Source organism: Cupriavidus gilardii, assembly GCF_008801915.1.
In the GTDB taxonomy this organism is placed as follows: domain Bacteria; phylum Pseudomonadota; class Gammaproteobacteria; order Burkholderiales; family Burkholderiaceae; genus Cupriavidus; species Cupriavidus gilardii.
On record NZ_VZOV01000021.1, the window covers coordinates 1 to 25,913 of the forward strand.

At 67.1% G+C, this 25,913-nt stretch carries 28 protein-coding genes and 1 pseudogene; 15 read left to right on the forward strand and 14 right to left on the reverse strand.

All coding sequences use genetic code 11. The annotated features are described in order from the left end of the window. Nucleotides 1–397: 397 nt before the first annotated feature. The 6 genes from F7Q96_RS20655 to F7Q96_RS20675 all read left to right on the forward strand — a co-directional run bounded on the left by F7Q96_RS20655 (nucleotide 398) and on the right by F7Q96_RS20675 (nucleotide 3,512). Nucleotides 398–820: a helix-turn-helix domain-containing protein gene (locus tag F7Q96_RS20655; RefSeq protein ID WP_226994848.1), complete on the forward strand. Its 423-nt coding sequence runs from the start codon at nucleotides 398–400 to the stop codon at nucleotides 818–820. Between the two features lie 10 nt (nucleotides 821–830). Further along, nucleotides 831–1,295 carry an ImmA/IrrE family metallo-endopeptidase gene (locus F7Q96_RS20660; RefSeq protein ID WP_158507253.1) on the forward strand — a complete coding sequence of 155 codons (465 nt, stop codon included), beginning with the start codon at nucleotides 831–833 and terminating at the stop codon, nucleotides 1,293–1,295. A gap of 151 nt (nucleotides 1,296–1,446) precedes the next feature. Further along, nucleotides 1,447–1,569 carry a hypothetical protein gene (locus F7Q96_RS27410; protein ID WP_257720535.1) on the forward strand — a complete coding sequence of 41 codons (123 nt, stop codon included), beginning with the start codon at nucleotides 1,447–1,449 and terminating at the stop codon, nucleotides 1,567–1,569. A gap of 39 nt (nucleotides 1,570–1,608) precedes the next feature. Then, nucleotides 1,609–1,995, forward strand: a complete 387-nt coding sequence (locus tag F7Q96_RS20665; RefSeq protein ID WP_144425761.1) for a hypothetical protein — start codon at nucleotides 1,609–1,611, stop codon at nucleotides 1,993–1,995. A 496-nt stretch (nucleotides 1,996–2,491) separates the two neighbouring features. Next, nucleotides 2,492–2,854 (forward strand): hypothetical protein, encoded by a 363-nt coding sequence (locus F7Q96_RS20670; protein ID WP_151023232.1) that lies wholly within the window; start codon nucleotides 2,492–2,494, stop codon nucleotides 2,852–2,854. Next, nucleotides 2,847–3,512 (forward strand): super-infection exclusion protein B, encoded by a 666-nt coding sequence (locus tag F7Q96_RS20675; RefSeq protein WP_082371424.1) that lies wholly within the window; start codon nucleotides 2,847–2,849, stop codon nucleotides 3,510–3,512. The genes F7Q96_RS20670 and F7Q96_RS20675 overlap by 8 nt, the downstream gene beginning before the upstream one ends. Here F7Q96_RS20675 and F7Q96_RS27510 read toward each other — a convergent pair. After that, a pseudogene (locus F7Q96_RS27510) lies at nucleotides 3,488–3,822 on the reverse strand (DUF2514 family protein). The gene F7Q96_RS20675 and the pseudogene F7Q96_RS27510 sit on opposite strands and share 25 nt — an antisense overlap. A 97-nt stretch (nucleotides 3,823–3,919) precedes the next feature. Further along, a complete protein-coding gene (locus F7Q96_RS27415; protein WP_257720534.1) occupies nucleotides 3,920–4,048 on the reverse strand; it encodes a hypothetical protein in 129 nt (42 codons plus the stop codon). Nucleotides 4,049–4,421: 373 nt separating this feature from the next. On the opposite strand from F7Q96_RS27415, the gene mutS reads away from it, so the two are divergent. Beyond that, the gene (mutS, locus tag F7Q96_RS20695) at nucleotides 4,422–7,091 is read left to right on the forward strand and encodes a DNA mismatch repair protein MutS (RefSeq protein WP_082371422.1); all 2,670 of its coding nucleotides are present in this window, start codon (nucleotides 4,422–4,424) and stop codon (nucleotides 7,089–7,091) included. Beyond that, complete coding sequence (locus F7Q96_RS20700; RefSeq protein ID WP_053821532.1) at nucleotides 7,088–8,167, forward strand: hypothetical protein; 1,080 nt, start codon at nucleotides 7,088–7,090, stop codon at nucleotides 8,165–8,167. Before mutS ends, F7Q96_RS20700 begins: the two co-directional genes overlap by 4 nt. A 69-nt stretch (nucleotides 8,168–8,236) precedes the next feature. Here the strand turns inward: F7Q96_RS20700 and F7Q96_RS20705 are convergent, their stop codons facing one another. Next, complete coding sequence (locus F7Q96_RS20705; protein WP_006576455.1) at nucleotides 8,237–8,764, reverse strand: FKBP-type peptidyl-prolyl cis-trans isomerase; 528 nt, start codon at nucleotides 8,762–8,764, stop codon at nucleotides 8,237–8,239. A gap of 11 nt (nucleotides 8,765–8,775) precedes the next feature. Here F7Q96_RS20705 and F7Q96_RS20710 point away from each other — a divergent pair, with 11 nt between their 5' ends. Beyond that, entirely contained in the window at nucleotides 8,776–9,984 is a 1,209-nt protein-coding gene (locus F7Q96_RS20710) for a cupin domain-containing protein (protein ID WP_315904139.1), read from the forward strand. Nucleotides 9,985–10,183: 199 nt separating this feature from the next. Beyond that, on the forward strand, nucleotides 10,184–10,420 hold the full coding sequence (locus F7Q96_RS27260) for a hypothetical protein (RefSeq protein WP_043437644.1): 237 nt from the start codon (nucleotides 10,184–10,186) through the stop codon (nucleotides 10,418–10,420). A gap of 103 nt (nucleotides 10,421–10,523) precedes the next feature. Here the strand turns inward: F7Q96_RS27260 and F7Q96_RS20720 are convergent, their stop codons facing one another. From F7Q96_RS20720 to F7Q96_RS20755, 8 genes are all read right to left on the reverse strand, one after another. Then, nucleotides 10,524–11,312, reverse strand: a complete 789-nt coding sequence (locus F7Q96_RS20720) for an MBL fold metallo-hydrolase (RefSeq protein ID WP_151023234.1) — start codon at nucleotides 11,310–11,312, stop codon at nucleotides 10,524–10,526. Between the two features lie 76 nt (nucleotides 11,313–11,388). Then, nucleotides 11,389–12,624, reverse strand: coding sequence for an outer membrane protein assembly factor BamC (gene bamC, locus F7Q96_RS20725; RefSeq protein ID WP_053821530.1), 1,236 nt, complete (start codon nucleotides 12,622–12,624; stop codon nucleotides 11,389–11,391). Between the two features lie 58 nt (nucleotides 12,625–12,682). Continuing rightward, complete coding sequence (gene dapA, locus F7Q96_RS20730; protein ID WP_053821529.1) at nucleotides 12,683–13,567, reverse strand: 4-hydroxy-tetrahydrodipicolinate synthase; 885 nt, start codon at nucleotides 13,565–13,567, stop codon at nucleotides 12,683–12,685. Nucleotides 13,568–13,716: 149 nt separating this feature from the next. After that, on the reverse strand, nucleotides 13,717–14,319 hold the full coding sequence (locus F7Q96_RS20735; RefSeq protein ID WP_053821528.1) for a class I SAM-dependent methyltransferase: 603 nt from the start codon (nucleotides 14,317–14,319) through the stop codon (nucleotides 13,717–13,719). Continuing rightward, nucleotides 14,319–15,521, reverse strand: a complete 1,203-nt coding sequence (locus tag F7Q96_RS20740; protein ID WP_053821527.1) for a tryptophan--tRNA ligase — start codon at nucleotides 15,519–15,521, stop codon at nucleotides 14,319–14,321. Before F7Q96_RS20740 ends, F7Q96_RS20735 begins: the two co-directional genes overlap by 1 nt. Nucleotides 15,522–15,547: 26 nt before the next feature. Then, a complete protein-coding gene (locus F7Q96_RS20745; RefSeq protein WP_006579093.1) occupies nucleotides 15,548–16,213 on the reverse strand; it encodes a site-2 protease family protein in 666 nt (221 codons plus the stop codon). A gap of 109 nt (nucleotides 16,214–16,322) precedes the next feature. Beyond that, entirely contained in the window at nucleotides 16,323–16,946 is a 624-nt protein-coding gene (locus F7Q96_RS20750) for an L-threonylcarbamoyladenylate synthase (RefSeq protein WP_053821526.1), read from the reverse strand. 16 nt (nucleotides 16,947–16,962) lie between these two features. Next, nucleotides 16,963–17,820 (reverse strand): 3',5'-nucleoside bisphosphate phosphatase, encoded by an 858-nt coding sequence (locus F7Q96_RS20755; protein ID WP_053821525.1) that lies wholly within the window; start codon nucleotides 17,818–17,820, stop codon nucleotides 16,963–16,965. A gap of 200 nt (nucleotides 17,821–18,020) precedes the next feature. Between F7Q96_RS20755 and F7Q96_RS20760 the strand changes: the two genes are divergently transcribed. Then, nucleotides 18,021–19,115, forward strand: a complete 1,095-nt coding sequence (locus tag F7Q96_RS20760; protein WP_082371421.1) for an NAD(P)/FAD-dependent oxidoreductase — start codon at nucleotides 18,021–18,023, stop codon at nucleotides 19,113–19,115. 47 nt (nucleotides 19,116–19,162) lie between these two features. On the opposite strand, the gene F7Q96_RS20765 is transcribed toward F7Q96_RS20760, so the two are convergent. Beyond that, entirely contained in the window at nucleotides 19,163–20,056 is an 894-nt protein-coding gene (locus F7Q96_RS20765) for an alpha/beta fold hydrolase (protein ID WP_053823048.1), read from the reverse strand. Between the two features lie 243 nt (nucleotides 20,057–20,299). On the opposite strand from F7Q96_RS20765, the gene F7Q96_RS20770 reads away from it, so the two are divergent. Further along, nucleotides 20,300–22,072, forward strand: a complete 1,773-nt coding sequence (locus F7Q96_RS20770) for an acyl-CoA synthetase (protein WP_151023236.1) — start codon at nucleotides 20,300–20,302, stop codon at nucleotides 22,070–22,072. On the opposite strand, the gene F7Q96_RS20775 is transcribed toward F7Q96_RS20770, so the two are convergent. Continuing rightward, nucleotides 22,069–22,953, reverse strand: coding sequence for a ferritin-like domain-containing protein (locus tag F7Q96_RS20775; protein ID WP_082371420.1), 885 nt, complete (start codon nucleotides 22,951–22,953; stop codon nucleotides 22,069–22,071). The two genes, F7Q96_RS20770 and F7Q96_RS20775, sit on opposite strands and share 4 nt — an antisense overlap. 208 nt (nucleotides 22,954–23,161) lie before the next feature. On the opposite strand from F7Q96_RS20775, the gene F7Q96_RS20780 reads away from it, so the two are divergent. The 3 genes from F7Q96_RS20780 to F7Q96_RS20790 all read left to right on the forward strand — a co-directional run bounded on the left by F7Q96_RS20780 (nucleotide 23,162) and on the right by F7Q96_RS20790 (nucleotide 25,373). Further along, the gene (locus F7Q96_RS20780; protein WP_053821523.1) at nucleotides 23,162–23,686 is read left to right on the forward strand and encodes a gamma carbonic anhydrase family protein; all 525 of its coding nucleotides are present in this window, start codon (nucleotides 23,162–23,164) and stop codon (nucleotides 23,684–23,686) included. A gap of 35 nt (nucleotides 23,687–23,721) precedes the next feature. Further along, complete coding sequence (hslO, locus tag F7Q96_RS20785) at nucleotides 23,722–24,750, forward strand: Hsp33 family molecular chaperone HslO (RefSeq protein ID WP_053823046.1); 1,029 nt, start codon at nucleotides 23,722–23,724, stop codon at nucleotides 24,748–24,750. A gap of 215 nt (nucleotides 24,751–24,965) precedes the next feature. Next, nucleotides 24,966–25,373, forward strand: a complete 408-nt coding sequence (locus F7Q96_RS20790) for a hypothetical protein (protein WP_053821522.1) — start codon at nucleotides 24,966–24,968, stop codon at nucleotides 25,371–25,373. 144 nt (nucleotides 25,374–25,517) lie between these two features. Here the strand turns inward: F7Q96_RS20790 and ftsB are convergent, their stop codons facing one another. Continuing rightward, nucleotides 25,518–25,859 carry a cell division protein FtsB gene (gene ftsB, locus F7Q96_RS20795; protein ID WP_053821521.1) on the reverse strand — a complete coding sequence of 114 codons (342 nt, stop codon included), beginning with the start codon at nucleotides 25,857–25,859 and terminating at the stop codon, nucleotides 25,518–25,520. Between the last annotated feature and the right edge of the window lie 54 nt (nucleotides 25,860–25,913).

A 25,913-nucleotide genomic window follows, 5' to 3' on the forward strand; every position in this document is an offset into this window, starting at 1 on the left:
GGCCGCAACGCGCAGTAAAATGCGCGTTTGCGTGCGACGCCCACGGCCTCGCGCACGCTCCGAACCCGGCCGCTGCCCGTCTGCAGCGGCCCGCCGAGAGGATTGCATGTCCGAAGACCTGCCAACTACCGCGGTCGCCAGCGCATCGGCTGGTGCCACGGAAAAACACACGCCAATGATGCAGCAGTACCTGGCCATTGATTTGTAGCGCTAGACGTTTGGCAGCTACGCCAATACCCACGCCAAAGCCCGTCTCCACGGGCTTTTCTTTTGACCGCAATCGGAGGGTGGGTGTCGGCGGCACGGAACAGGGTTTAGGTTTTTCACCGATTCGGTTGAATTTTGTTGCGCATGCGGTTTCGGCAGTGTAAAGTCCACATCACAAGAAAAAAATTACATGCAGCAATCACGCAGCGGGGCACAGATGGCACTTACCGAATTCGGCAAGGTAGTAAGGAAGGCTCGAATCGACACGGGCCAAACGTTAATGTCGATGGCTGAAGAACTTGGCGTCACCGCTTCGTTCCTTAGCGCGATGGAGACCGGCCGGAAGAAGATCAGTGAGCAATGGGTAGTGAAGATTGGCGAGTTCTTCGCAGCAAAGGGAGCGAAGCTCGAGGAGTTGGACACCTTGGCAGCAGCCTCCAACGAGGTGGTCCCGGTTGACGGACTTCCGTTGCAGCAGCAGCTATTAGTGGCTGGCTTTGCGAAGTCGCCCTTCACTGCGGCCGAACTGAAGGAAATCGCAGAGTTCCTTCACCACATCACTGCCCGGAAAAACAAAAAGGGGAAACATGGGGCACATGTTGAAGGGGAATAGGGTTCAGTTCATGAGCGGAGCTGACATCAAGGAGGTCGCGCGGAATTTCTGCCGGCTGCTTAAAGTTGACCGGTCGACGGTTGGCAATTTTGCGGCCTTCCTGGAGCGTCTTAGCGTCTTCAACATCTGCCTTGACCCGGTTGATGATGAAGAGTGGCTGTGCTTCACCGAGGCTGCATGCGACCCTACGACGTTCAGGATCATGCTGCCCAATAGCACGTACGAGAAAGCATGCAAAGGCGATCACGCGGCCATCTCCACGATTTTTCATGAGATCGGCCACTTGGTCTTGGGACATCGTCCCGTGCTTCACAAGAGCAGCGGAAATCCGGTGAGGGAGGAGGACGCGGAGTGGCAAGCAGACGAATTCGCAACCTACGTCTGCAACCATATGGGACTTGTCCCATGGCAGCTGTGCTTCGATTTCAGCGCCACGCGTAAAAGGAAAAGGTCACGAACGTTGGCGCGTTCGTGACCTCTCGGGAAAATGCTCGGCTCAAGGGACCTCATGAGCCTCGCATCTTGGCAATACATTGGTGTAAGCAACCGAATGTTAGTTGACACCGTAGAACGGTGTCAACGAGAAATGTCAAGTTTCATGTTGAGGTCGCCTTTTGGAGACTTTCATGGAGAAAGGCCAAGGCGAACGCGTCATCTATCGGATGACCATCACCGTCAAGGGGCGTGTTATTCGCCGCCCTGACGGTCGGCCTTTCCGCATCGTCCTGCGAGACAAGCAGCCGAAGTGATGTGGAAAGAAACCGCCCCGGTCTCCGGGGCGGTTCTGAATGAATGCTGATCCCTATAAGGGAAAGGACCTCAACATGTTGATCGCGAGAATCGAACTCCGGGATGCGACCCGGGAGCAATACGAAGCGCTTCATGATGCAATGGCAGCATATGGATATGAGCGCACAGTTAAGGCAGACAACGGCCTTCGTTACGACCTGCCGGATGCGACCTATGTGCACCATACCTCAAATGATGCCGAAGCCGGCCACGCCGCTGCGGTGAACGCCGCATTCGGCGTCGTCGGTCCGAATCGGTACGGCGTCTTCGTCGGGCAGTACGTGCGTTCGGTCTTTACTCTTCCACCTTGGCAACCTTGGGCGGAGTGGCCCAGAACCGATGTTGCCGGCCTCGCCGGGCTTCTTGGTCTAGGCGCCCGACCGTAATCGTGCAGAGATGCCGCGCCTCAGAGCGCGGCATTTCACATGAGCGCACATGTAGTGTATATCCATACAGTATCCACCGAGTGCATCATAGGCAACAGCAAACTAGCCAACGACTGGTCACTCCCGTCCGCCGGCCCTCCCCGCGCGTCTCGCCGGGGGCCGGCATCCTCGCTTACGTCGGTGGCCGCAAGGTGGTCGAGGCAATGCGGACTCTCCCCGAGCCGACGCGCACGGGGCCAGAACATACCGAAGCCGAGGTCAACCCTAATACCACGGCCGGGCCCGGATCTTCTTCGAGCGCAGGACGGCGCCCCACCCCAAGCCTTACCACGTGTTATGGGCAGCCTACCGAGCCGAGCCTGTGCACAGCGCCTGGGCTTCCGATGATTGATGGCACGCAATGCCGCCGCCATTCGAGGGGGGGTGTGTTGCACCTGAAAGCTGCCATGATTAAGCGCTCTAGATCAGATTCCTTCAGCTAATCAATGAGGCCCTAATGCACTACCTATTGGAGCAGCTCAAGCGCGGCGATTCGACGGTAATTCAACAGTTTGCGCGAGCACATGATGAGTGGAACGAGATCCTTCGTGATGTCGACGCGATTTCGGTCGAAGAGCTGGCCAGTCGGCTAACGAGCGCTCAGTACACGTTTGAGGAAATTTTCGGGGACCGAGCCCCCGGGAAGGACAACATGCCTTGGAGCGGCTTTTCGCACCTATACTCCACCGCCCATGGCTTCGACGCCAATTTGGAGGCTGCCAAGAAGTTGGCCGCTGCCTTCAATGCCAGCATGTGCTCAGGCGAAGTCAAGGCCGCGGCTCTTCGTGCAGCGGCGGCATATTGGCTAGACGATGAGTAACATCCAACGCGGGGATAGCATCGTCTCTTTCACCATGCTGACCTCCACGCAGCGCAGCACGCCAAACCCGCTGCTGCGGCTCGTCAATAAGCGATCACAAGGACATGAGGAAGGAATGGGTATTCTGGCAGACGCAAAGGATGCGTTGAATTCTTTTGCGACCCTAGCGGCAAAGCCAATCTTTGCCATAGCGGTTGGGACAGGGCTCGCAGTCTTCCTGCCAAGCGGCGTGGTGACCCAACTCGGCATTGACAGCTTTATGGCGCAATACCGCCACTGGGTGGGCGCAGTATTCCTCATTTCTATGGCATATCTGGCAGCACACTTCCTCTGGTGGCTGGCAGGACGCGTGTCGAAATGGTGGGAGATTGCCGAGTACGTGCGGAAGCGCAATGGATACCTCGCAACTCTGACATCTGAGGAAAAGGGGTACCTTGCTCTGTTTATCAAGGATGGCAAGACCGCGGTGAATTTCCACTACGAAGACGGCATCGCCGGTGGACTTCGTCAAAAGAAGATGCTGTACGTGCCAACCAGGATAGGCAATGTCCTGGACGGGCACGCACACAGCCTTCGTGACTGGGTCAGAAAGGCTGTGGCGAAGGACCCGTCAATCCTTGATGGGGCGACCCCCTATCGTCTTAAGCGCCGCTGGTAGGTACTTGGGTCAATCATGGAATCGTACGCCCGCTCGCACGCTCGCCCAGCGAAGCGGGATCGGGCGGCATATTCAGCAAGTTCTCCCGCTCGCTGATCAAGCCGCTGAACATGACGGTAAGCACATCGAGGGGATAGCCGGCTGCTTGGCCTCCGCTGGTAGGGGAGAGATCGCCGCCGGCTCGAGTGGCGGCGACCAGGTCGGCAACTCGCTGGCGCAGCTGGCCAGCAACAGAATCAGCGGCGCGAGCATCAGCGCGCGCCTGGTCGGCTTCCTGTTTCCAGTATTGGCTAACTCCGCTTGTTCGAATAGGCGGCGCTGTTCCTCTCGACGGGCATCACCCAGCGCGCCCACCTTGGCCGCCTTTTGGAAGAGCCGTTCCTCTGCGTAGCCGCGGCGCAGTCGGTCTAGCTCCCGTCCTTGCGCCAGCCGTTCACCGTCCAGCCGGCACCGAATGCCGCGACGTGCAGCGCCACTACAGCGACCTCGCGCCCCGGCACAGTGGCCGCGGCTCGAATGGCAGTGGCCTGGATCATCGTTCCCTCGTCGCGCAATCGGCGTACATCGTTGCAGTCTTGTCGATGTGAGCCGGTAGCGCGTCCCGGCCGGCGCCGCGCTTGAGTTCAGCGCATCGTCAATCTCGATCACACGACCAAGATCGACACGATCGAGGCTGACTTTCGGGCGCTCCGCAGGCGGATGGAACTGCGAATTACCTGAAGAGCCGAACACCGTCGGTCGCATCCCGTCGCAGCCACCATCTCGCCGAGTCACAGTTTTTCACCGAACTCCTCTCCGTACCGGGCCGCAACGCGCAGTAAAATGCGCGTTTGCGTGCGACGCCCACGGCCTCGCGCACGCTCCGAACCCGGCCGCTGCCCGTCTGCAGCGGCCCGCCGAGAGGATTGCATGTCCGAAGACCTGCCAACTACCGCGGCCGCCAGCGCATCGGCTGGCACCGCGGAAAAACACACGCCAATGATGCAGCAGTATTTACGCATCAAGGCCGACCATCCGGACACCCTGCTCTTCTACCGGATGGGCGATTTCTACGAGCTGTTCCACGACGACGCCGAGAAGGCCGCGCGGCTGCTCGACATCACGCTGACCGCGCGCGGCAGCTCCAACGGCGTGCCGATCCGCATGGCCGGCATCCCCTTCCATTCGGTCGACCAATATCTGGCCAAGCTCGTCAAGCTGGGCGAGTCGGTGGCGATCTGCGAGCAGATCGGCGATCCGGCCACCAGCAAGGGACCGGTCGAGCGCAAGGTGGTCCGGATCGTCACGCCCGGCACGCTGACCGATGCGGCGCTGCTGCCGGACAAGGCCGATACCTTCCTGATGGCGGTGCACCAGCAGACCCTGCGGCGCGGCGTCAGCAAGACCGGGCTGGCCTGGCTCAATCTGGCCAGCGGCGAGCTGCGGCTGATGGAATGCGAGGCGGCACAACTGGCGCGCGAACTGGAACGGATCCGCCCCGCCGAGCTGCTGCACACCGATGGCATCGAGCTGCCGGCGCATCCGTGCGCGCGCACGCGCTTGCCCGAATGGCATTTCGACCAGGATGCCGGCGCGCGCCGGCTGCGCGAGCAGCTGGGCGTCGCCAGCCTGGATCCGTTCGGCTGCCGTCCGCTGGGCGCGGCGCTGGGCGCGGCCGGCGCGCTGCTGAACTATGCGGCGAGCACGCAGGGCCAGTCGCTGCGTCATGTGCAGGGCGTCACGGTCGAACACGAAACCGAATTCGTCGGCCTTGACACCGCCACGCGCCGCAATCTCGAGCTGACCGAGACGCTGCGCGGCGGCGAATCGCCGACGCTGTTCTCGCTGCTCGATACCTGCGCCACCGCGATGGGAAGCCGGCTGCTGCGCCATTGGCTGCACCATCCGTTGCGCGAGCGCGCGATTCCGCAGGCAAGGCAGCAGGCCATCGGCGCGCTGCTGGCGCAGGACCTCGACACGCTGCGCGCGCGGCTGCGCCGGCTCGCCGACGTCGAGCGCATCACCGCCCGGCTGGCGCTGCTGAGCGCGCGTCCGCGCGACCTGTCGTCGCTGCGCGATACGCTGGCGGCGCTGCCCGACGTGCAGGCCTGCGTGACCCCGGACGACACCGCCCCGCTGCTGGCGCAGACACTGACCGAACTGGCGGTGCCGCGGGACTGCCTGGACCTGCTGTCGCGCGCGATCGCACCGGAGCCGTCGACGGCCGTGCGCGATGGCGGCGTGATCGCCCGCGGCTACGACGCCGAGCTCGACGAGCTGCGCGATATCTCCGAGAACTGCGGGCAGTTCCTGATCGATCTGGAAGCGCGCGAGCGCACGCGCACCGGCATCGCCAATCTGCGCGTCGAATACAACCGCGTGCACGGCTTCTATATCGAGGTCACCAACGGCCAGGCCGACAAGGTGCCCGACGACTATCGCCGGCGCCAGACACTGAAGAACGCCGAGCGCTATATCACGCCGGAACTGAAGGCCTTCGAGGACAAGGCGCTGTCGGCGCAGGACCGTGCGCTGGCGCGCGAGAAGCAGCTGTACGAAGCGCTGCTGCAACTGCTGCTGCCGCATATCGGCGAGCTGCGCCGGGTCGCGGCGGCGCTGTCGCGGCTGGACGTTCTGGCCGCGCTGGGCGAACGGGCGCGCACGCTCGACTGGTCGTGCCCGGAGCGTGTCGACGAGAATGTGATCGACATCGTGCAGGGCCGGCATCCGGTGGTAGAGGGCCAGCTGGCCGCGGAGTCGACGCCGTTCATCGCCAACGATTGCCAGCTGACCGAGGCGCGCAAGCTGCTGCTGATCACCGGCCCGAACATGGGCGGTAAATCGACCTTCATGCGGCAGACCGCGCTGATCGTGCTGCTGGCCTGTGTCGGTGCCTACGTGCCGGCCCGGCGCGCGACGGTCGGGCCGATCGACCGGATCTTCACGCGCATCGGCGCCGCCGACGACCTGGCCGGCGGCCGCTCGACCTTCATGGTCGAGATGACCGAAGCGGCCGCGATCCTGCACAACGCGACGCCGCACAGCCTGGTGCTGATGGACGAGATCGGCCGCGGCACGTCGACCTTCGATGGACTTGCGCTGGCCTGGGCGATCGCCCGCCATCTGCTGGCGCACAACCGCAGCCACACGCTGTTCGCCACGCACTATTTCGAGCTGACGCAACTGCCGCAGGAGTTTCCGCAGGCGGCCAACGTGCATCTGTCCGCGGTCGAGCATGGCGACGGCATCGTCTTCCTGCACGCGGTGCAGGACGGCCCCGCCAGCCAGAGCTACGGCCTGCAGGTCGCGCAGCTCGCGGGCGTGCCGCAGCCGGTCATCCGCGCGGCGCGCAAGCATCTGGCCTGGCTCGAGCAGCAATCGACCGACGCCACGCCGACACCGCAGCTGGATCTGTTCGCGGCGCCGGCGGTGCCCGCGGCGGACGATGACGGCGACGATGGCTTCGCCGTTGCGCCCGCCAACGATGCGCTGAACGAGGCGATGCGCGACATCGATCCCGACAGCATGACGCCGCGGCAGGCGCTCGACGCCTTGTACCGACTGAAGGCGCTGGCCGAGGAATCCGGTCAGCCGGCATGACGATGGCAAGCGCGCGCCGCCGGGCCCTGTCGTGCCGACCGCTGCCGGCCTTCGCGATGGCGGCGGCGCTGCTGGGCGCGTGGTGCGCGCACAGTGCCGCCGCCGTGCAGCCGGTCGCCGCCAAGTCGCAGGCAGCCGGCGGCAAGGCCGCCGACTCGCGCCCGGTCCGCATCGCGCTGATCGCCGACCTGCCCCAATGGCCGGATGCCGAGGCGCCGACGCAGCAGTTGCTGGACAACCTCGCGCAACGCAAGCTCGCCTTCGTGATCCATGCCGGCGGCATCAAGGGCGATACCGAGTCGTGCGCCGATGCGATGCTGGCTGGCCGGCTGGCATTGCTCGATCAGTCGCCGCTGCCGCTGGTCTACATTCCCGGCGAGACCGACTGGGCCGAATGCGAGCAGGCGGTCAATGGCAGCTTCGATCCCGACGAGCGGCTGGCGCGGCTGCGCGAGCTGGCCTTCCCGGACGACGATTCGCTGGGCCACCGCAAGCTTCGGTTGATCCGGCAATCGGATCAGGCCAAGTTCCGCAGCTATCGCGAGAACGTTCGGTGGAACGCGGGCAAGGTACTGCTGGTCGGCATGAACGTGCCCGACGACAACAACCACTATCGCACCGAGGCCGGCCGCAACGGCGAATTCGAGGATCGCCGCGAAGCCAACCGGCAATGGCTGGCGCGCGCGTTCTCGGTGGCCGAGCAGGAGTCGCTCGACGGCATCGTGCTGGTGATCCACGGCGACCCGCTGTTCGGCAACGGCTGGGAGAAGCGCGGCAAGCCGACGCTGCTCGACGGATTCCTGCGCCATCGCCAGCGCGACGGCTATCTCGAGTTCAAACGGCAGCTGCGCGAGCTGGTCAGCGACTATCGTGGGCAGGTGCTGCTGATCCACAGCAGCATCGGCGGCTTCGGCATCGATACGCCGCTGCGCGATGCCAAGGGCAGGACGATCCGCAGCTTCACGCGCGTCGCGTTGCCGGTGGGCTCGCCGAAGCAATGGACCGAACTGACGATCTCGCCCGATTCGCGTTCGCTGTTCTCGGTCGCGCTGCAGGACGGCGCGGGCAAGAACTGACGCGCCCGGCCCCAGAAAGCGAAAAAGCCGGCAATGCCGGCTTTTCCGTTCGATGGATCCATGCGTCGATCAGTGCAGCGTGCGCGGGCTGTCGTCGTCCTCGTCCTCGTCGACCACTTCGATGCCCGACGCGCCATGCGCGTGACCATGCTCGACTTCCTCGGCGGTCGCCTCGCGGACCTCGGAGACCTTCAGCCAGAAACGCAGCGCCATGCCGGCCAGCGGATGATTGCCGTCGAGCACCACCTTGTCCTCGGCGACATCGGTGACGGTATAGATCACCGAATCCTCTTCATCGCCGTCTTCGGGCACGCCTTCGAACTGCATGCCGACTTCGAGGGGCTCGGGAAAACGATCGCGCGGCTCGACCTTGACCAGTTCGGCGTCGTAGTCGCCGAAGGCATCCTCGGGCTCGAGCTGCAACTGCGTCTCGAAGCCTGCGGCATGACCGTCGAGTGCTTCCTCGATCTTGGGGAACGTGCCATCATAGCCGCCGTGCAAGTAGACCATCGGCTCATCCGATTCTTCGATCAGATTGCCCTGCGCATCCGACAGCTTGTACACCACGGACACAACCGTGTTCTTCGCGATTTTCAATTCTTCACTCCATGAACGATTCCGCATTATACGCGCAGGCCCTGCCCCGCGGCCCGGTGGATCCGGATGCGCCACTTCAGCTGCTCGGGGGCATGACGCCCGCCGCATTCATGCGTGATATCTGGCACCGCAAACCCCTGCTGGTTCGACAAGCCATCCCTGATATCGTGCCCCCAGTCTCGCGGGAAGCGCTTTTCGAGCTGGCCGACCGCGACGACGTCGAGTCGCGGCTGGTCACCCACTTCCGCAACCGCTGGAAACTGGCGCACGGCCCCTTTGCCGCCGACAATCTGCCATCGACCAAGGCGCGCCAATGGACGCTGCTGGTCCAGGGCGTGAACCTCCACAATAGCGCGGCGGCCGCGCTGATGGGGCAATTCCGCTTCATTCCCGATGCGCGCCTGGACGACGTGATGGTCAGCTATGCGACCGACGGCGGCGGTGTCGGCCCGCACTTCGACTCCTATGATGTGTTCCTGCTGCAAGTTTCGGGCCGGCGCCGCTGGCGGATCTCGTCGCAGGACCGGCTCGACCTGGTGCCGGACCTTCCTTTAAAGATACTGGCCGAATTCGAAGCGGAACAGGAGTTCGTGCTCGAGCCCGGCGACATGCTGTACCTGCCGCCGCAATACGCCCACGACGGCATCGCCGAGGGCGAGTGCATGACCTGCTCGATCGGTTTCCGCGCGCCGGCCTATCGCGAGCTGGCCGGGCATTTTCTGGCGTGGCTGTCGGAAACCGTGGAGGACAACGAGGCGTTGTCCGGGCGTTATGCCGATCCCGGTCAGGCAGCCACGTCGCGCCCCGCTCAACTGCCGGCGGATCTCGCGCGCGCCGTCGCGCAACGGCTGCAGGCGTTGCGCTGGTCCAATGACATGGTGTCCGAGTTTATCGGCACCCATCTGTCGGAACCGAAGCCCGGCGTGGAGTTCGCCGAGGTTCCGCAAATCGCCGCGGGAAAATACGCGAAACTGGCCAGAACGCACGGCATTGTGTTGGCGCCGGCTTCGATCGCGCTATACGACCGCAGCCATTTCTTCCTCAATGGCGAGGCATACGAGGTGCCGGGCGAGCTGGCCGGCTGGCTGCGCCGGCTGGCCGATCGGCGCCATTTGACCGCGGCCGAGGTCAACCAATGCGCCGACCTGCCGGAGCTGATGGAGACCTTTCACCATTGGACGCTGGAGGGCTGGCTGCAGCTGGCGCCGGCTGCAATGTAATAATGCGTAACAGTGTGGTCAGCAAATGACGCCGCTACACAAGCCGGGAAAACGTGGATATAATCGCCAGCTGGCTCGTACTGTGGACCAATGCAATTACGGCACCGGGGAGAGCCATTAAATTGAAGTTCACGAGCGATAATTACCGGTAATTATTCATCGCCTGTTTTTCTTTCTATTACAAGTTAAAGGACGAACAATGAAGAAGTCTCTCCTGATCGCTTCCCTGCTGGCTGCTGTTGCCGTGGCCGCTTGCGGCAAGAAGGAAGAAGCCGCTCCCGCAGCTGACACCGCTGCTCCGGCTGCTACCGCTCCGGCTACCGAAGCTTCGGCTCCGGCTGCTGACACCGCTGCTGCTCCGGCTGCCGACGCTTCGGCCCCGGCTGCTGACGCTTCGGCTCCGGCCGCTGACGCTTCGGCTGCAGAAGCCAAGTAAGCGTTCGCCCGAACGAAAAAACCGGCCTTCGGGCCGGTTTTTTTATGGGCGCTCGCCACGCCGGGATTCCACATCCAGCGCCTTGCGCTTTATCGCTTCCGATTCATCCCTTCACCGTCTGCCAGCCCAGCCCTTCGTACTGATCCGCAACCAGGATATCGTCGGCCACCGTGCCGAGCGCCGCGGCAAGCGCGCCAGTCGCCAGGGCCGGCGTATTGTTCTGCTGGCTCAGATGGGCCGCAACCACGCGGCCGAGGCCGCTGTGCGCGACGCGCGCGAGGATCGCCGCGGCCACCTCGTTGGCCAGATGGCCGAAGTCGCCACCAATGCGCCGTTTCAGCGAAGGCGGATACACCGAGTTGCGCAGCATCTCGCGGTCGTGATTGCACTCGAGCACCAGCGCATCGACGCCGGCCAGACGGGCCACCAGGTAAGGGGTCTCCACGCCCGCGTCGGTCAGCACGCCAAGCCGTGCATCGCCATCGGACAGCACGAACTGCACCGGCTCGCGCGCATCGTGGGGCACTGTGTAGGGCAATACCTGCAGATTGCCGATCTCGAACGCGTAGTCGGCGCCGATCACGCGCACATCGGCCTTGTCGGCGCCGCGCAGATGCGAGGTCGCCAGCCAGGTGCCGTGCGTGGTGAAGACCGGCAGCCGATGCCGCGCGGCGAAGGCGTAGGCCGAGCCGATATGGTCGCCGTGCTCGTGCGTGACCAGCACCGCATCGAGCCCGTCCGGGGTGACGCCAAGCCGCTCGAGCCGCCGCGCGGTCTCGCGCAGGCCGAAGCCGCAGTCGAGCAGCACGCGGGTCACGCTGGCGCCATCGCGGGATTCGATCAGCAGCGAATTGCCTTCGCTGCCGCTGCCGAGAAAGCCGAACCGCATCATCGCCGCGCCCGCCCCATGCCGGGGCGGACCGCGGCGGCGCGACGATCCGGCATCGCAGGTCCGCTCAACGCAGCGCTCAATGCAGCTGCTCGTCGAGCAGCGTCAGGATGCGCTTGGCGATCTCGGTCGACTCCGGCTGCCCGGCGTCGTTCAGCACGGTGACGGTGGTGCCCGAACCGCTGCCCTTCAGTGCCACGCGATACTTCTTGGCCTGGCGCGCGGCATCACCGCCGCTGCGCGTGAACAGCTTGGAGAAGAAGCCGCGGTTGTCGTTGACCGTGTCGCGGGTATCGACATAGCGGACGTAGTACAGGCCCTGGCCGCGGTCGCGGTCTTCGACCGTGAAGTTGACGCGGTCCAGCGCGAGGCCGACCGAGCGCCAGGCGCGGTCGAACGGCTCGGGCAGCTGCAGCGCCTGGGCGCCGTTGATCTGCGTCAGATAGGTTGCGGAAGCGGCGGCCGCCGCGGTCTTGCCGGCGCCGGCATCGGCCGGTGCGGCCGGCCTGGCGGCGCCCGCCGGCGCGGGCAGCGTGCCGTTCTTGGCCATGCGGTCGGCCTGTTCCTTCTGCACGCCCAGGCGCTGCGCCAGGCGCGACAGGAATTCGGCTTCCAGTTCCGGATCGGCGGCGCGCGGGGTCCACACCGTCTGCGACTTGTCCAGGCCGGTCAGCTCTTCCTTGGCGCCGCGATGGCTGATGAAGACTTCCAGGTTGCCGTTCTGGCCCTTCTCGAGGCGGGTGCGGAACTTGTCGCGCTCCGACGTCGAATACAGGCTGTCGAAGACCTTGCCGATGGTGTTGCGGATGAAGTCCTGCGGAATCTTGGCGCGGTTCTCGGCCCAGTCGGTCTCCATGATGCCGGTCTCGGGCGAGTCCTGCACCAGCAGGAAGCCGTTCTCCTGCCAGAACTCGCGCATGGTCTGCCACAGCTGGTCCGGCGCCATGCCGTTGCTGATGACGAGCCAGCGCTGGTTGCCGTCGCGTTCGACGCGGATGCCTTCCGCCGACGGCAGCACGTTGGTGCCGGCGACCTTGGGCTGGGCGCTGGTGGCCTGCTGGTAGCCGGACAACGTCGCACCGGCCTGCTCGGGGACCGAATAGCGGCGATCGCCGTCGAGCTTGGTCAGGTCCGGCGGCACCTCGAGCGTCGAGGTCCGCTTGGCCGCGGCGGCCGATTTGTAGTCGATCTTGTCGGCCTGCATCATGTCGTTGACGGTGCTGCAGCCAGCGATCATGCCGGCGGCGAGCAGCGGCAAGACCAGGGCGGCACGGCGGCCTTGCGGCACGCCCTGGCGGTTAAGCTTGAGTTTCATTGACACGCAATCCTAGTGAAGGGAATGACCGCTTGGCGCGAAAGAAAAATCGGATCGATCAGGCGAGCAGCCCGGCGCCGGCCAGCGCGCGGCGCACGGTCTCGTGGTGTTCGGGCGACAGCGGCGTCAGCGGCAGGCGGATGCCGCCGGCCATCTTGCCCATCTGCTGCAGCGCCCACTTGACGGGGATCGGGTTGGCCTCGATGAACAGCGCCTTGTTCAGGGCGATCAATTCCATATGGAGGCGGCGCGCGGTGATCGCATCGCCCTGGAGCGCGGCGACGCACAGCTCGTGCATCTTGCGCGGCGCCACGTTGGCGGTCACCGAGATATTGCCGTGGCCGCCCAGCAGCATCAGCGCCACCGCGGTGGGATCGTCGCCGCTGTAGATCGCGAAGCCTTCCGGCGCGTCCTTGATCAGCTGGGCCGCGCGGTCGATATTGCCGGTGGCCTCCTTGACGCCGACGATGCCGGGCACCTGGGCCAGGCGCAGGATGGTGTCGTTGCTCATGTCCGCGACGGTACGTCCCGGCACGTTGTACAGCAGCACCGGCAGGTCGACTGCTTCCGCGATCGTGCGGAAATGCCGGACCATCCCTTCTTGCGTCGGCTTGTTGTAGTACGGCACGACCTGCAGCGACGCATCGGCGCCCACCCGCTTGGCGAAGGCGGTCAGTTCGATCGCCTCGCGCGTCGAGTTGCCGCCGGTCCCGGCGATGATGGGGATGCGCCTGGCGGCCTGCTCGACCGCGACCCGGATCAGCTCGCAATGCTCCTCGACCGACACGGTGGGCGATTCCCCCGTGGTACCGACGATCACGATGCCGTCGGTGCCTTCGGCGACGTGCCAGTCGATCAGGCTGCGCAGCGCGGCGTAATCCAGGCTGCCATCCTCCTGCATCGGCGTCACGATGGCGACGATGCTGCCGGTAATCTGTGTCATAGCTCGTATGGTTTTCGAGATTTCGAATAGCGGGATTGTACCGGATACGAATTGGCCGCCGAAGCACACCGGCAAGCCCGGCCTACCCGGGCCAACACCAAGTGGATCAACGCATCGTCCCGCTGTTGCGCCGACATCGCGCCGCGCGGTCAGCCGTCCAGGCGATAGCGTGGCGGGGCCGCCGCTTCGGCGCCGTCCAGTGCCTCGCGCACGGCGCACATCCGCTGTACGAACGCCGTCCGGGGCACTTCGATCACGCCGTCTTCGTAGGCGATCACCCGCAGGCGGCCGCGCACTGCATCGAGCAGCTCGCCGGGCCGCAACAGGAAATCGGGGTTGGACGGCTTGCCGACCGTCTCGTTCCCCGCTGCGAACGTCTCGTAGACCAGCACGCCGCCGGGCGCCAGCGCATCGAGCAGATGCGGCCACAGCGGGCGATGCAGATAGTTGGTGACGATCACCGCGTCGAACGGGGCCTCGTCGCCGAGCGGCCAGGCGCCCTGCTCCAGGTCGGCCTGGCGGGTGCGGACGGCCGGCGGCAGGCCGGCCAGCGCGGCGCCATCGCGATCGACGCCGAGCACCGCGAAGCCGCGCTCGGCCAGCCAGCGCGCATGGCGCCCGCTGCCGCAGGCCAGATCCAGCACGCGGCCGCCGGCACGCAGCAACGGCGTCCAGCGCACCACCCACGGCGACGGCTCGCCGATCGCGGCATGCGGCGCACCGGCAGCGGGGGACGGCGGCAACGAGCCCATCAGCGGTATCCCAGCCCCATGGCCTCGCGCACCTCGCGCATGGTTTCCTGCGCGACCTCGCTGGCCCTGGCGCAGCCATGGTCGACGATGTCACGCAGCAGGGCCGGATTGTCCATGTACGGCTGCGCGCGCTCGAGCATCGGCTGCTGCTCGCGCAGGATGCCCTCGATCACCGGCTGCTTGCATTCGATGCAGCCGATGCCGGCGCTGCGGCAGCCCTTGAGCACCCACTCCTTGGTCGGTTCGTCGGAATACACCTGGTGCAGCTGCCATACCGGGCAGCGCGCCGGCTCGCCCGGATCGGTGCGGCGCACGCGCGCCGGGTCGGTCGGCATCGTGCGGACCTTCTTCTCGACCGAGTCCTTGTCCTCGCGCATGCGGATCGTGTTGCCGTAGGACTTCGACATCTTCTGGCCGTCGAGCCCGGGCATCCGCGAGGCCGCCGTCAGCAGCGCCTGCGGCTCGACCAGGATGGTCTTGCGCGATCCGGCCAGATAGCCCAGCAGCAGTTCGCGATCGTCATTGGACAGGCTCTGCGATTGCGCGACCAGCGCGCGGCCCTCTTCCAGCGCGCTGTCGGTGCCCTGCTCCTGGAAGGTCTTGCGCAGGTCGAGGAACACGCGGGTACGCTTGCCGCCGAGCTTCTTCGCGGCCTCCTGCGCCTTCTCCTCGAAGCCCGGCTGGCGGCCATACAGGAAGTTGAAGCGGCGCGCGATCTCGCGCGTGATCTCGACGTGCGGCACCTGGTCCTCGCCCACCGGCACCTTGTCGGCGCGATAGATCAGGATGTCGGCCGCCTGCAGCAGCGGATAGCCGAGGAAGCCGTAGGTCGCCAGGTCCTTGTCCTTGAGCTTCTCGATCTGGTCCTTGTAGGTCGGCACGCGTTCGAGCCAGCCCAGCGGCGTGCCCATCGACAGCAGCGTGAACAGCTCGGCGTGCTCGGGCACGCGGCTCTGGATGAACAGCGTCGCCTGCTCCGGATCGACGCCGGCGGCCAGCCAGTCGGTCAGCATCTCCCAGACCGATTGGCCGATCACCTCGGGCGACTCGTAGTGCGTCGTCAGCGCGTGCCAGTCGGCCACGAAGAAGAAGCACGGGTGCTCCGACTGCAGCTTGACCCAGTTTTTCAGCACGCCATGGTAGTGGCCAAGATGCAGCGCGCCGGTAGGCCGCATGCCGGAGAGAACGCGATCGGGGAACATGTCGTTGTAATCAGTCTTTCAGGAAATCATTGCACCAGTGCCAGGATCGGCGCGAGCAGCAGCTGAACCAGCGAGCCGAGCAGGCTCATCACCGGCTGCATCCAGACCCGCGTGATCACGCCGGCGGCGACCAGCGCCAGCACGACGAAGATGCCGTACGGCTCGATCTTCGACAGCGCGTACGCCATCCGTTGCGGCAGCAAGGCGCTGAGCACGCGCCCGCCATCGAGCGGGGGTATCGGAAACAGGTTGAACGCCGCCACCACCAGGTTGACCAGCACGCCGGCGCGCGCCATCTGCGCGAAGAACGGCTCGTCGACCTGCGCCAGCACCAGGCCCAGCGCGATCAGCGCCCAGGCGAAGGCCTGCACCAGGTTCGCGCCCGGGCCGGCCAGCGCCACCCACATGCTGTGCCAGCGCGGATTGCGCAGCCGGCCGAAGGCGACCGGCACCGGCTTGGCGTAGCCGAACACGAACTGGCCGCTGGTGACCAGATACAGCAGCAGCGGCACGGCGATCGTGCCGATCGGATCGATATGGCGGACCGGGTTCAGGCTGACCCGGCCGAGGATATAGGCGGTGTTGTCGCCGAAATGCTTGGCCACATAGCCATGCGCGGCCTCGTGCAGCGTGATGGCAAACAGCACGGGCAGCGCGTAGACCGCGAAGGTCTGAATCAGAGAGGCGTCCATGGGGCGCTATTGTAACGGCGGGCACCGGATGCCACGCCGTTTCGTGAGACGCGCGAGACGCGTGGGGCGCGTGGGGTGGCTCGGGCCGGCCAGCGGCAGGACGCCGCGCTCACAGACCGAAGCGCGCGACATCGCCGCGCCCGGCGCGCACCAGCACCGGTTCGCCGCTGGTCAGGTCGATCACCGTACAGGCATGCGCGGGCGCGGTGCCGCCGCAGATCACCAGGTCCAGCTGCTTCTGCAGGCGCTCGCGGATCTCCAGCGGTTCGTCCAGCGGCGCGGCATCGCCGGGCAGCTGCAAGGTCGAGCTGATCATCGGCTGGCCCAGTTCGTTGAGCAGCGCCTGCGGAATGGCATGGTCGGGCACGCGCACGCCGATGGTCTTGCGGGCCGGATGCGAAAGCCGCCGCGGCACCTCCTTGGTGGCCTCGAGGATGAACACATAGGGCCCCGGCGTGGCGCCCTTGATCCAGCGGTACTGGCGATTGTCGACCCGGGCAAAGTTGCCGAGCTCGGACAGGTCGCGGCACATCAGCGTCAGATGGTGCTTGTCGTCGATGCCGCGCAGCCGGCGCAGGCGCTCGACCGCCGCCTTGTCGTCGAGCCGGCAGGCCAGCGCATAGCTCGAATCGGTCGGCAGCGCGATCAGCCCGCCCTTGCCGACGATCTGCGCGGCCTGCTTGATCAGCCGCGATTGCGGATCGAGCGGATGGATATCGAAGTACTGCGACATGGCGCGCTCCGGCGGCTTACCAGTCGTGCCAGACCGGCGTCAGCGACGACGGCAGCGGCGGCAGCGTGCCGATCTCGACGCGTCCCTCGCCCGGCCCGTGGAAGTCGGAGCCGCGCGAGGCGAGCAGCCCGTAGTGCCGCGCGACGTCGGCATAGCGGCGGTACTGGTCCGGCGTGTGGCTGCCGGTCACGACCTCGACGGCCCCGCCGCCAAGCGCGGTGAACTCGTCGAACAGCGCGTCGTGCTGCGTATCGGTGTAGTCGTAGCGGCCGGGATGCGCCATCACGGCAATGCCGCCGGCGGCGCGGATCCATTTGACCGCCTCGCCGAGCGTGGCCCAGCGATGGCCGACATAGCCGGGCCGCCCTTCGGTCAGATAGCGGTCGAACACCTCGGAGATACTGCCGCAGATGCCCTCGTCGACCATCCAGCGGGCAAAGTGCGTGCGCGAGATCAGGTCCGGGTTGCCGACATAGCGCAGCGCCCCTTCGTAGGCGCCCTCGATGCCGACCGCGCGCAGTGCCTCGCCGATGTCCTGCGCGCGGCGGGCCCGGCCCGAGCGCGTCGCGGTCAGGCCGTCGATCAGTTCGGGGCACAGCGGATCGATCTGCAGGCCGACGATGTGCACCGTCTGGCCGGCCCAGGTCACCGAGATCTCGACGCCGGGCACATAGCGCATGCCCAGCGCCTCGGCGGTCTCGCGCGCGATCAGCTGGCCGCCCAGTTCGTCATGGTCGGTCAACGACCAGATTTCGACGCCGTTGGCATGCGCCCGCTCGGCGACGACCGCGGGCGGCAGCGTGCCGTCCGAGATGGTCGAGTGGCAATGCAGGTCGGCGTTGATGGCGTGGGAGGCGGCGTGGGAAGCGTGCATTCCGTCATTCTACTCCCGCGCCTTCGCGGTCAGCAGGGCCGGGGCGCGGTGGCCCGCGCAGGGCGGTGCCGCGCCGCGCAAAGCCATGCCGGCAACGCTGGCGTAGCCGGAAGCGCGGCGGGGCCGGGGTATAGTGGACGCCTCCCCAGTCTCTTCGCGGGCGTGCCGCCCTGGCGCACGCCGACCGCAACGATCCGATCATGCAGAACTCCCATCCGGCCTCCCCCGCCCACGACGCTTCCTCCCTCGCTGCAACGAACGCCGAGCCGGTCCGCACCGACGTGCTGATCGTCGGCGCCGGCCCGGTCGGCCTGTTCGCCGCCTTCCAGGCCAGGGTGCTGGGCCTGCAATGCGAGATCGTCGATGTGCTGGACCGCGCCGGCGGCCAGTGCACCGAGCTCTATCCCGAGAAGCCGATCTACGACATCCCGGCCGTGCCGGGCTGCCTGGCCCAGGAACTGGTCGACCGGCTGCTGGAACAGTGCGCGCCGTTCGCCGTGCCGATGCACTTCGGCCAGCGTGCCGAGAGCGTGCAGGAGCTGCCGGGCGAGCCGCAGCGGCTGCGGGTCGCGACCGATGCCGGCAAGCGTTTCGACGTGGCCGCGGTGCTGATCTGCGCCGGCGCCGGCGCCTTCGCCCCGCAGCGGGTGTCGCTGCCCGAAGCCGCGGCGCTGGAAGGCCGCCACCTGCACTATGCGGTGCGCGACGTGTCGCGCTTTGCCGGCAAGCGCGTGATTGTCGCCGGCGGCGGCGATTCGGCGCTGGACTGGGCGCTGGCGCTGCGCAAGGTCGCCGCGCGGGTCACGCTGCTGCATCGGCGCGAAGGCTTCCGCGCGGCCGACCATACCGTGGCCGAGATGCGCGCCGCGGTGGCGGCCGGCGAGATGGAGTTCGTTGTCGGCATGCTGGGCGCGCTGCAGACCGAGGGCGACACGCTGGTCGCGGCGCAGGTACGCACGCGCGAGGACACGCTGACGCTGCCGGCCGACGAACTGGTCGCGCTGTACGGCCTGGTGTCCGAACCGGGTCCGATCGCGCATTGGGACCTCGACATGCGCGCCGGCCGCATCCTGGTCGATACGACCACCTACGAAAGCTCGCGCCGCGGCATCTTCGCCGCCGGCGACATCGCGTTCTATCCGAACAAGCAGAAGCTGATCCTGTCGGGCTTCCACGAGGCCGCGCTGGCGTTGCGCCGCGCCTATCACTATGCCTTCCCCGACAAGGCACTGGTCCACGTGCACACCAGCAACAACGCCGCGCTGAAGGAGGCGCTGACGCACGGCACCGATTGAGGCAAGCAGGCCCCGGGACCCTCGGACCCTGGGGCCTGGCGCGCAGGTCAGCCGCAGAACGACTCGATCAGCGCCGCGACCGCCTCGGGCTGGTCGTGGTGCAGCATGTGGCCGGCGTCGTCGACGATCACCTCGCGGAAATCGCGGAACGCGGCGAAGCGCTGCTTGAATTCCGCGATGCTCTGCTTGTGGGCGATATGGCGCAGCGTCTCCGAGTCGCGCGCCTCGACGTGCAGCACCGGCGCCGTCGCGGCTGCCCAGATCGCCATCGCCTCGTCCACGCGATACAGCACCGGGTTGATCATCTTGTGCGCGGGGTCGCCGAGGATTTCCCAGCGGCCCGCTTCGTTGCGACGCGACCAGTGTTCGGCCAGAAACGCCGCGCGATCGTCGCGCAGCCGCGGATTGGTCTTCTTCAGCCGCGCCGCGACCGCCTCGACGCTGTCGTAGGTCTTCAGCGTCGGCGGATCGCGCAATTCGTCGAGCCAGCGGGCATACCGCCGCGGCGCCTGCTCCGGCCGCGTGGCGGTCATGCCGAAACCTTCCAGGTCCACCACGCGGCGCACCCGCTCCGGACGCACGCCGGCGTAGAAGCACGCGATATTCGCGCCCATGCTGTGGCCGACCAGGTCGACCGCGCCGTCGGGCTGATAGTGGTCGAGCAGGACTTCCAGATCGGCCAGATAGTCGGGAAACCAGTACGAGTCCGTGCCCGGATGGCCGGTCGGCCAGCCGCTGCGGCCGAAGCCGCGCCAGTCCGGCGCGATCGCATGCCAGCGGCCGCGCAGCGCGTCGACCAGGAACTGGAACGAGGCGGCCACGTCCATCCAGCCATGCAGCAGGAACAGCTTCGGCGCGCCCGGTTCGCCCCAGTGGCGCACGTGGTAATCGAGGCCACGCACCGTGATACATTCGGAGCGCGATGTGTCGCGGATCGTCATGGTCTGCCCTGTCTGCCTGTCGGCTGTGTGGTTGCGGCGATGGCTCGGTCTGTCGCGATGGTTGTCGCGATCGCCGATGCCATCGTCGATGGCGATGGTTGCCATTCCGGAAGTCGAGAAAATCGAACGCTCGTTCGATTTATCGCGATTGTAGCCACAAGCGTGTCCGCGACGCCAGCCAGCATGCCAACCGGATCCGTGGCGCACGACGCCACGGGCACAAAGAAAAGAACGGAGACCACCATGGCCGCATCCTCGCTGCCGGACAGCCGGCGCGACGACTATCCCGCGCTCTACCGCGACTTCCGCTGGCACGTTCCCGAGTACTTCAATCTGGCCGAAGCCTGCTGCGGCCGCTGGGCGCGCGACCCCGCCACGCGCGACCGCATCGCCGTCCATACCGAGCACGAGGACGGGCGGCGCGCCGCGCATCGCTACGGCGAGATCCAGCGCGATGCCAACCGGCTGTCGCACGCGCTGCGCCAGCTCGGGGTCCGGCGCGGCGACCGCGTCGCGATCGTGATGCCGCAGCGGATCGAGACCGTGGTCGCCCACATGGCGGTCTACCAGCTCGGCGCGATCGCGATGCCGCTGTCGATGCTGTTCGGCCCCGAGGCGCTGGGCTATCGGCTGCAGCACAGCGAGGCCTGCGTGGCGATCGCCGACGAGACCTCGATCGACAACCTGCTGGCCGCGCGCGGCGACTGCCCGGCGCTGCAGGCCGTGATCGCCGTCGGCGACGCGGCGGGCCGGGGCGACCGCGATTGGGATGCGGCGCTGGCGGACCAGGCCGACGAATTCTCCGCCGAGCGCACCAAGGCCGACGAGGCGGCGGTGCTGATCTACACCAGCGGCACCACCGGCCCGCCCAAGGGCGCGCTGCTGCCCCACCGCGCGCTGATCGGCAACCTGACCGGCTTCGTCTGCTCGCAGAACTGGTACCCGCGCGAGGACGATGTGTTCTGGAGCCCCGCCGACTGGGCCTGGACCGGCGGGCTGTGGGACGCGCTGATGCCGGCGCTGTATTTCGGCAAGCCGATCGTCGGCTACCAGGGCCGCTTCTCGCCCGAGGTCGCCTTCGGCCTGATGGAGCGCTACCGCGTCACCAACACCTTCCTGTTCCCGACCGCGCTCAAGCAGATGATGAAGGCCTGCCCGGCCCCGCGCGAGCGCTACGACCTGCGGCTGCGCGCGCTGATGAGCGCCGGCGAGGCGGTCGGCCAGACGGTGTTCGACTGGTGCCGCGAAGCCTTCGGCGTGATCGTCAACGAGATGTTCGGCCAGACCGAGATCAACTACATCGTCGGCAACTGCACCGCGCAATACGACGACGACCAGCTCGGCTGGCCGGCGCGGCCGGGGTCGATGGGCCGGCCCTATCCGGGCCACCGTGTCGCCGTGGTCGACGACGAAGGCCGCCCCTGCCGGCCCGGCGAGGACGGCGAGGTGGCGGTCTGCACCACCGATCTCCACGGCCATCCCGATCCGGTGTTCTTCCTTGGCTACTGGAAGAACGAGACGGCCACCGAGGGCAAGTTCCTCGAGCACGATGGCCTGCGCTGGTGCCGCACCGGCGACCTCGCGCGCGTCGATGAGGACGGCTATCTGTGGTACCAGGGGCGTGCCGACGACGTCTTCAAGTCCTCGGGCTACCGGATCGGACCCAGCGAGATCGAGAACTGCCTGCTCAAGCATCCGGCGGTGTCGAACTGCGCCGTGGTGCCGTCGCCGGACCCCGAGCGCGGCGCCATCGTCAAGGCCTTCATCGTGCTGACCCCGGGCATGCCGCGCTCGGCCGAGGCCGAGGCCGCGCTGGTCGCCGAATTGCAGCAGCATGTGCGCGGGCAGCTGGCGCCGTACGAGTACCCGAAGGCGATCGCCTTCATCGATCAATTGCCGATGACCACCACCGGCAAGATCCAGCGCCGCGTGCTGCGGCTGCAGGAGGAAGAGGCGGCGCGGCAGCGTGCGAACGGCGGCCAACGCGCCGAGACCGCTGCCGTCGGCAACGGCTAGCCGGCGCTGCCGGTCAGCCAGGCCAGCTCGTCCTCGTCGAAGCCGGCCGCGCGGCGCGCCGGCAGATTGAACGGCGGCCGCAGCCGCGGCGCCTGGTGGCGCTCGGCCAGCTCGGCGTAGGTCGCCACCGGGTCCAGGCCCCGCTCGGCGCACAGCCAGCGATACCACCGGTTGCCGATCGCGACGTGGCCGACCTCGTCGCGCAGGATGATGTCGATGATGGCCGCCGCCTCGGCATCGCCGGCGTCGGCCAGCCGGGTGCGGACCACCGGAGAGGCATCGAGCCCGCGCGCCTCCAGCGTGCGCGGCACCAGCGCCATGCGCGCCAGCACGTCGCCGGCGGTGCGGTCCGCCATTTCCCACAGGCTGTTGTGCGCCGGGAAATCGCCGTAGGCGAAGCCCAGCTGGCGCAGGTGCGCGGCCAGCAGCGTGAAATGCAGCGCCTCCTCGTCGGCGACCTGCAGCCAGTCCCGGTAATACGCCGCCGGCATGCCGGCGAAGCGCCAGACCGCATCGAGCGCCAGATTGATCGCGTTGAATTCGATATGCGCGAGCGCGTGGATCAGCACCGCGCGTCCCGCCGGGCTCTGCAGCGAGCCGCGCCGCTCGACCTTCTGCGGCGGCACCAGCTCCGGGCGCGCCGGGCGCCCGGGCACCGGGACAGCGGCTTCGAGCATCAGGCCGGCCCCGATGGCGTCATCGCCCGCCTCCAGTGCGGCCGCGCGCAACGCGCGGGCCGCGGCCGCCTTGGCGGCGGGATCCGGCTCGGCCAGCACGGCGAGCGCGCGCTGGCGCAGAGAAAGCGGTGAAGAGGTCGCACCTGGGTCGTTCGGCGCCGCGATATCGCGGTTCGGGGCGGGTTCGGCAGCGTAGGCGGGCATGGGCGTAAAATCCGGTCTGCCGCCATTGTAGAGCCCCGCCGGCAGCGGCCGGCCGCACGGCCCACGGCCGTCCACGGGCACCGCCGCGGCGCCTGCGCCCTGCCTTGCCGGTCGTGCGGCCCGGCAAGCGCTGCAACGGCACGCTGTCACGCCCTTTAAGGCACGGCCGCCATCCCCATCTAGAAACGAACCCCGTACAGGAGACCTCATGTCGCTTTACCAGCTCGGCGATACCGCCCCTTCCATCGATGCCGACGCCTACGTGGCCGCCGAAGCCACCGTGATCGGCAACGTGACGCTCAAGGCGCGAGCCAGCGTCTGGCCGGGCGCGGTGATCCGGGGCGACAACGAACCGATCGTCGTCGGCGAAGCGACCAACGTCCAGGAAGGCGCCGTGCTGCATACCGACCGGGGCTGCCCGCTGACGATCGGCGACCGCGTCACCATCGGCCACCAGGCCATGCTGCACGGCTGCACGATCGGCGAAGGCGCGCTGATCGGCATTCAGGCGGTGGTGCTGAACCGCGCGGTGATCGGCAAGGAATGCCTGGTCGGCGCCGGCGCCATCGTCACCGAAGGCAAGGTGTTCCCCGATCGCACGCTGATCCTGGGCGCCCCGGCCAAGGCGGTACGCGAACTGAGCGACGAGGAAGTGGCGGGCCTGTACCGCAACACCGACACGTATGCGGCACGCCAGGCCGTCTACAGGAAGGAATTGAAACGCATCGGCTGAGCCCAAGCGCCAGCCGATCCCACCGATGGATGATCGTGACTGAAACCCAAACCCCGGACACCCTGCAGAAATTCCTGTTCGACGCCGCCCCGGTGCGCGGCGAGCTGGTGCGGCTGCAATCGACCTGGCAGGAAGCGCTGGAGCGCCATCACTATCCGGCGCCGGTGCGCCGCCTGCTCGGCGAGATGATGGCCGCCGCGGCGCTGCTGTCGGCCAACCTGAAGTTCAACGGCGCGCTGGTGATGCAGCTGCATGGCGACGGACCGGTGCGGATGCTGGTGGTCGAATGCCTGTCCGACCTGTCGCTGCGCGGTACCGCCAAGCTGGCCGAAGGCGTCGAGATCGCCGACGATGCCACGCTGGCCGAGCTGGTCAACGTGCATGGCCAGGGACGCTTTGCCATCACGCTGGACCCGCACGACAAGCTGCCTGGCCAGCAACCCTACCAGGGCATCGTGCCGCTGGCCGACGCCCATGGACCGCTGGGCTCGATCAGCGCCGTGCTCGAGCACTATATGCAGGCTTCGGAGCAGCTCGACACGCGGCTGTGGCTGGCCGCCGACGACCGCGTCGCGGCCGGCATGCTGCTGCAGAAGCTGCCGTCCTACGGCGGCACGATGGAAGGCAGGCCCGGCCGCCCGCCCGCCCAGGTCGGCGAAACCGGCGCGCCGCTGTCGGCTCACGGCCGCGCCCAGGATCTCGATACCTGGGACCGGGCCTGCCAGCTCGGCGCCACGCTGAAGACCGAGGAACTGCTGGCCGAGCAGCCCGATACGCTGCTGCGGCGGCTGTTCTGGGAGGATCTGCAGGACGCCGGGCTGCGCGTGTTCGAACCCGGTACGCCGCATTTCCGCTGCTCGTGCTCGCGCACCAAGGTCGCCAACATGCTGCAGTCGCTGGGCCAGGCCGAGGTCGACGACATCATCGCCGAGCGCGGCTCGGTCGAGATCCATTGCGACTTCTGCGGCCAGCAGTACCGCTTCGACCCGGTCGACTGCGCGCAGCTGTTCAGCGGCGCCGCGATGCCGGCGGGTGTCGGCGAGGGCGCGGGGCATCGGCACTGAGTGCGAGGACGGTGTTCTCCCTCTCCCCTCAGGGAGAGGGGGCCGTTTCAGGCCCCGGTGCCATATTGACCGCCGTTGCCCTCCCCCCGACCCTCTCCCGCAAGCGGACAGGGGAAAACCCCCGCCAGCGCGCTGCCATCGCAAACTTTGCGCGCTCACTAAAATCAAAGTCAACAAAGTCTTACCCGCTCTCCCCGCACCGCCTGGAGGTCATCATGCCGGCCATCCCTTCGTCGATCCGTGTTGCATTGCTGGCCGCGCCGCTGATGCTGGCCGCGGGGTGCGCCGCCAATCTGCCGCGCGACGTCAACGGTTCGCCGCCGACCGCCCGGCTGGCGCCCGATAGCGGCTCGCGCGCACCGGCCGCACCGCTGAGCCCGGAGGAACGCAAGCGGCTGGACGCGCTGAACAAGCAGGTGCTGCGCGAGCAGGAAGCCGCGATCGCGCGCGACCAGCAGGCGCAGGCATGGGCGCGCGCGTCGACCTACGCCTATCCGGCGTATCCACTGTCGAGCTGGAGCCTGTACTACGGAGGATGGGGCCGCGGCCGCTGGGGCGGCGGCGTCAGCATCGGGGCGCCCGGCTATTGGGGCTGGGGCGGCTATCCGTACTGGTGGTGGTGAAGCGCTGGTCGGGAATCGGGCCGTGGTGAAGCGGCCCTGGTGACGCGGGCGCCGGTGAAACGGCTGGATGCGAAGGCCGAGCCCGCGAGAGCCTGCTGCTCGGTGGCCCGCTCCGGGGCCGCTCGATGGCCGCTCTGGGGCCGCTCAGTGCCCGCCGGAACCCGGCTTGGTCGCCGGAGGCGGCGGCAGCGGCGGCGTGGCGCTGACCTTGGGGGCCGGCGCGACGAACTGGATGAACACTTCGCCGTCCTTGACCATGCCGAGCTCGTAGCGCGCCCGTTCCTCGACCGCGCCGGTGCCGTCCTGCAGGTCCAGCACCTCGCCCTCGAGCTTGGCGTTGCGGCGCTTGAGCTGTTCGTTGCGGGCGGTCTGTTCGCCGACCTGCTTGTTCAATTCCCACACGCGCAACCAGCCGCCCTTGCCCAGCCACAGGGGATACTGGATCGCGAGCAGCACCACGAACAACAGCAGCGTAATCAGGCGCATGGGCAATTAGAAATCGGACGACTTGGCGGTGGCGGCGGGGGCGCAAGAGGCGCG

Excerpts from the sequence above, each read along its gene's own strand:
- F7Q96_RS20655 (WP_226994848.1), top strand. The coding sequence starts at position 398 with ATGCAGCAATCACGCAGCGGGGCACAGATGGCACTTACCGAATTCGGC.
- F7Q96_RS20660 (WP_158507253.1), top strand. The coding sequence starts at position 831 with ATGAGCGGAGCTGACATCAAGGAGGTCGCGCGGAATTTCTGCCGGCTG.
- F7Q96_RS27410 (WP_257720535.1), top strand. The coding sequence starts at position 1,447 with ATGGAGAAAGGCCAAGGCGAACGCGTCATCTATCGGATGACCATCACC.
- F7Q96_RS20665 (WP_144425761.1), top strand. The coding sequence starts at position 1,609 with ATGAATGCTGATCCCTATAAGGGAAAGGACCTCAACATGTTGATCGCG.
- F7Q96_RS20670 (WP_151023232.1), top strand. The coding sequence starts at position 2,492 with ATGCACTACCTATTGGAGCAGCTCAAGCGCGGCGATTCGACGGTAATT.
- F7Q96_RS20675 (WP_082371424.1), top strand. The coding sequence starts at position 2,847 with ATGAGTAACATCCAACGCGGGGATAGCATCGTCTCTTTCACCATGCTG.
- F7Q96_RS27415 (WP_257720534.1), bottom strand. The coding sequence starts at position 4,048 with ATGATCCAGGCCACTGCCATTCGAGCCGCGGCCACTGTGCCGGGGCGC.
- mutS (WP_082371422.1), top strand. The coding sequence starts at position 4,422 with ATGTCCGAAGACCTGCCAACTACCGCGGCCGCCAGCGCATCGGCTGGC.
- F7Q96_RS20700 (WP_053821532.1), top strand. The coding sequence starts at position 7,088 with ATGACGATGGCAAGCGCGCGCCGCCGGGCCCTGTCGTGCCGACCGCTG.
- F7Q96_RS20710 (WP_315904139.1), top strand. The coding sequence starts at position 8,776 with ATGAACGATTCCGCATTATACGCGCAGGCCCTGCCCCGCGGCCCGGTG.
- F7Q96_RS27260 (WP_043437644.1), top strand. The coding sequence starts at position 10,184 with ATGAAGAAGTCTCTCCTGATCGCTTCCCTGCTGGCTGCTGTTGCCGTG.
- F7Q96_RS20720 (WP_151023234.1), bottom strand. The coding sequence starts at position 11,312 with ATGATGCGGTTCGGCTTTCTCGGCAGCGGCAGCGAAGGCAATTCGCTG.
- bamC (WP_053821530.1), bottom strand. The coding sequence starts at position 12,624 with ATGAAACTCAAGCTTAACCGCCAGGGCGTGCCGCAAGGCCGCCGTGCC.
- dapA (WP_053821529.1), bottom strand. The coding sequence starts at position 13,567 with ATGACACAGATTACCGGCAGCATCGTCGCCATCGTGACGCCGATGCAG.
- F7Q96_RS20735 (WP_053821528.1), bottom strand. The coding sequence starts at position 14,319 with ATGGGCTCGTTGCCGCCGTCCCCCGCTGCCGGTGCGCCGCATGCCGCG.
- F7Q96_RS20740 (WP_053821527.1), bottom strand. The coding sequence starts at position 15,521 with ATGTTCCCCGATCGCGTTCTCTCCGGCATGCGGCCTACCGGCGCGCTG.
- F7Q96_RS20745 (WP_006579093.1), bottom strand. The coding sequence starts at position 16,213 with ATGGACGCCTCTCTGATTCAGACCTTCGCGGTCTACGCGCTGCCCGTG.
- F7Q96_RS20750 (WP_053821526.1), bottom strand. The coding sequence starts at position 16,946 with ATGTCGCAGTACTTCGATATCCATCCGCTCGATCCGCAATCGCGGCTG.
- F7Q96_RS20755 (WP_053821525.1), bottom strand. The coding sequence starts at position 17,820 with ATGCACGCTTCCCACGCCGCCTCCCACGCCATCAACGCCGACCTGCAT.
- F7Q96_RS20760 (WP_082371421.1), top strand. The coding sequence starts at position 18,021 with ATGCAGAACTCCCATCCGGCCTCCCCCGCCCACGACGCTTCCTCCCTC.
- F7Q96_RS20765 (WP_053823048.1), bottom strand. The coding sequence starts at position 20,056 with ATGACGATCCGCGACACATCGCGCTCCGAATGTATCACGGTGCGTGGC.
- F7Q96_RS20770 (WP_151023236.1), top strand. The coding sequence starts at position 20,300 with ATGGCCGCATCCTCGCTGCCGGACAGCCGGCGCGACGACTATCCCGCG.
- F7Q96_RS20775 (WP_082371420.1), bottom strand. The coding sequence starts at position 22,953 with ATGCCCGCCTACGCTGCCGAACCCGCCCCGAACCGCGATATCGCGGCG.
- F7Q96_RS20780 (WP_053821523.1), top strand. The coding sequence starts at position 23,162 with ATGTCGCTTTACCAGCTCGGCGATACCGCCCCTTCCATCGATGCCGAC.
- F7Q96_RS20790 (WP_053821522.1), top strand. The coding sequence starts at position 24,966 with ATGCCGGCCATCCCTTCGTCGATCCGTGTTGCATTGCTGGCCGCGCCG.
- ftsB (WP_053821521.1), bottom strand. The coding sequence starts at position 25,859 with ATGCGCCTGATTACGCTGCTGTTGTTCGTGGTGCTGCTCGCGATCCAG.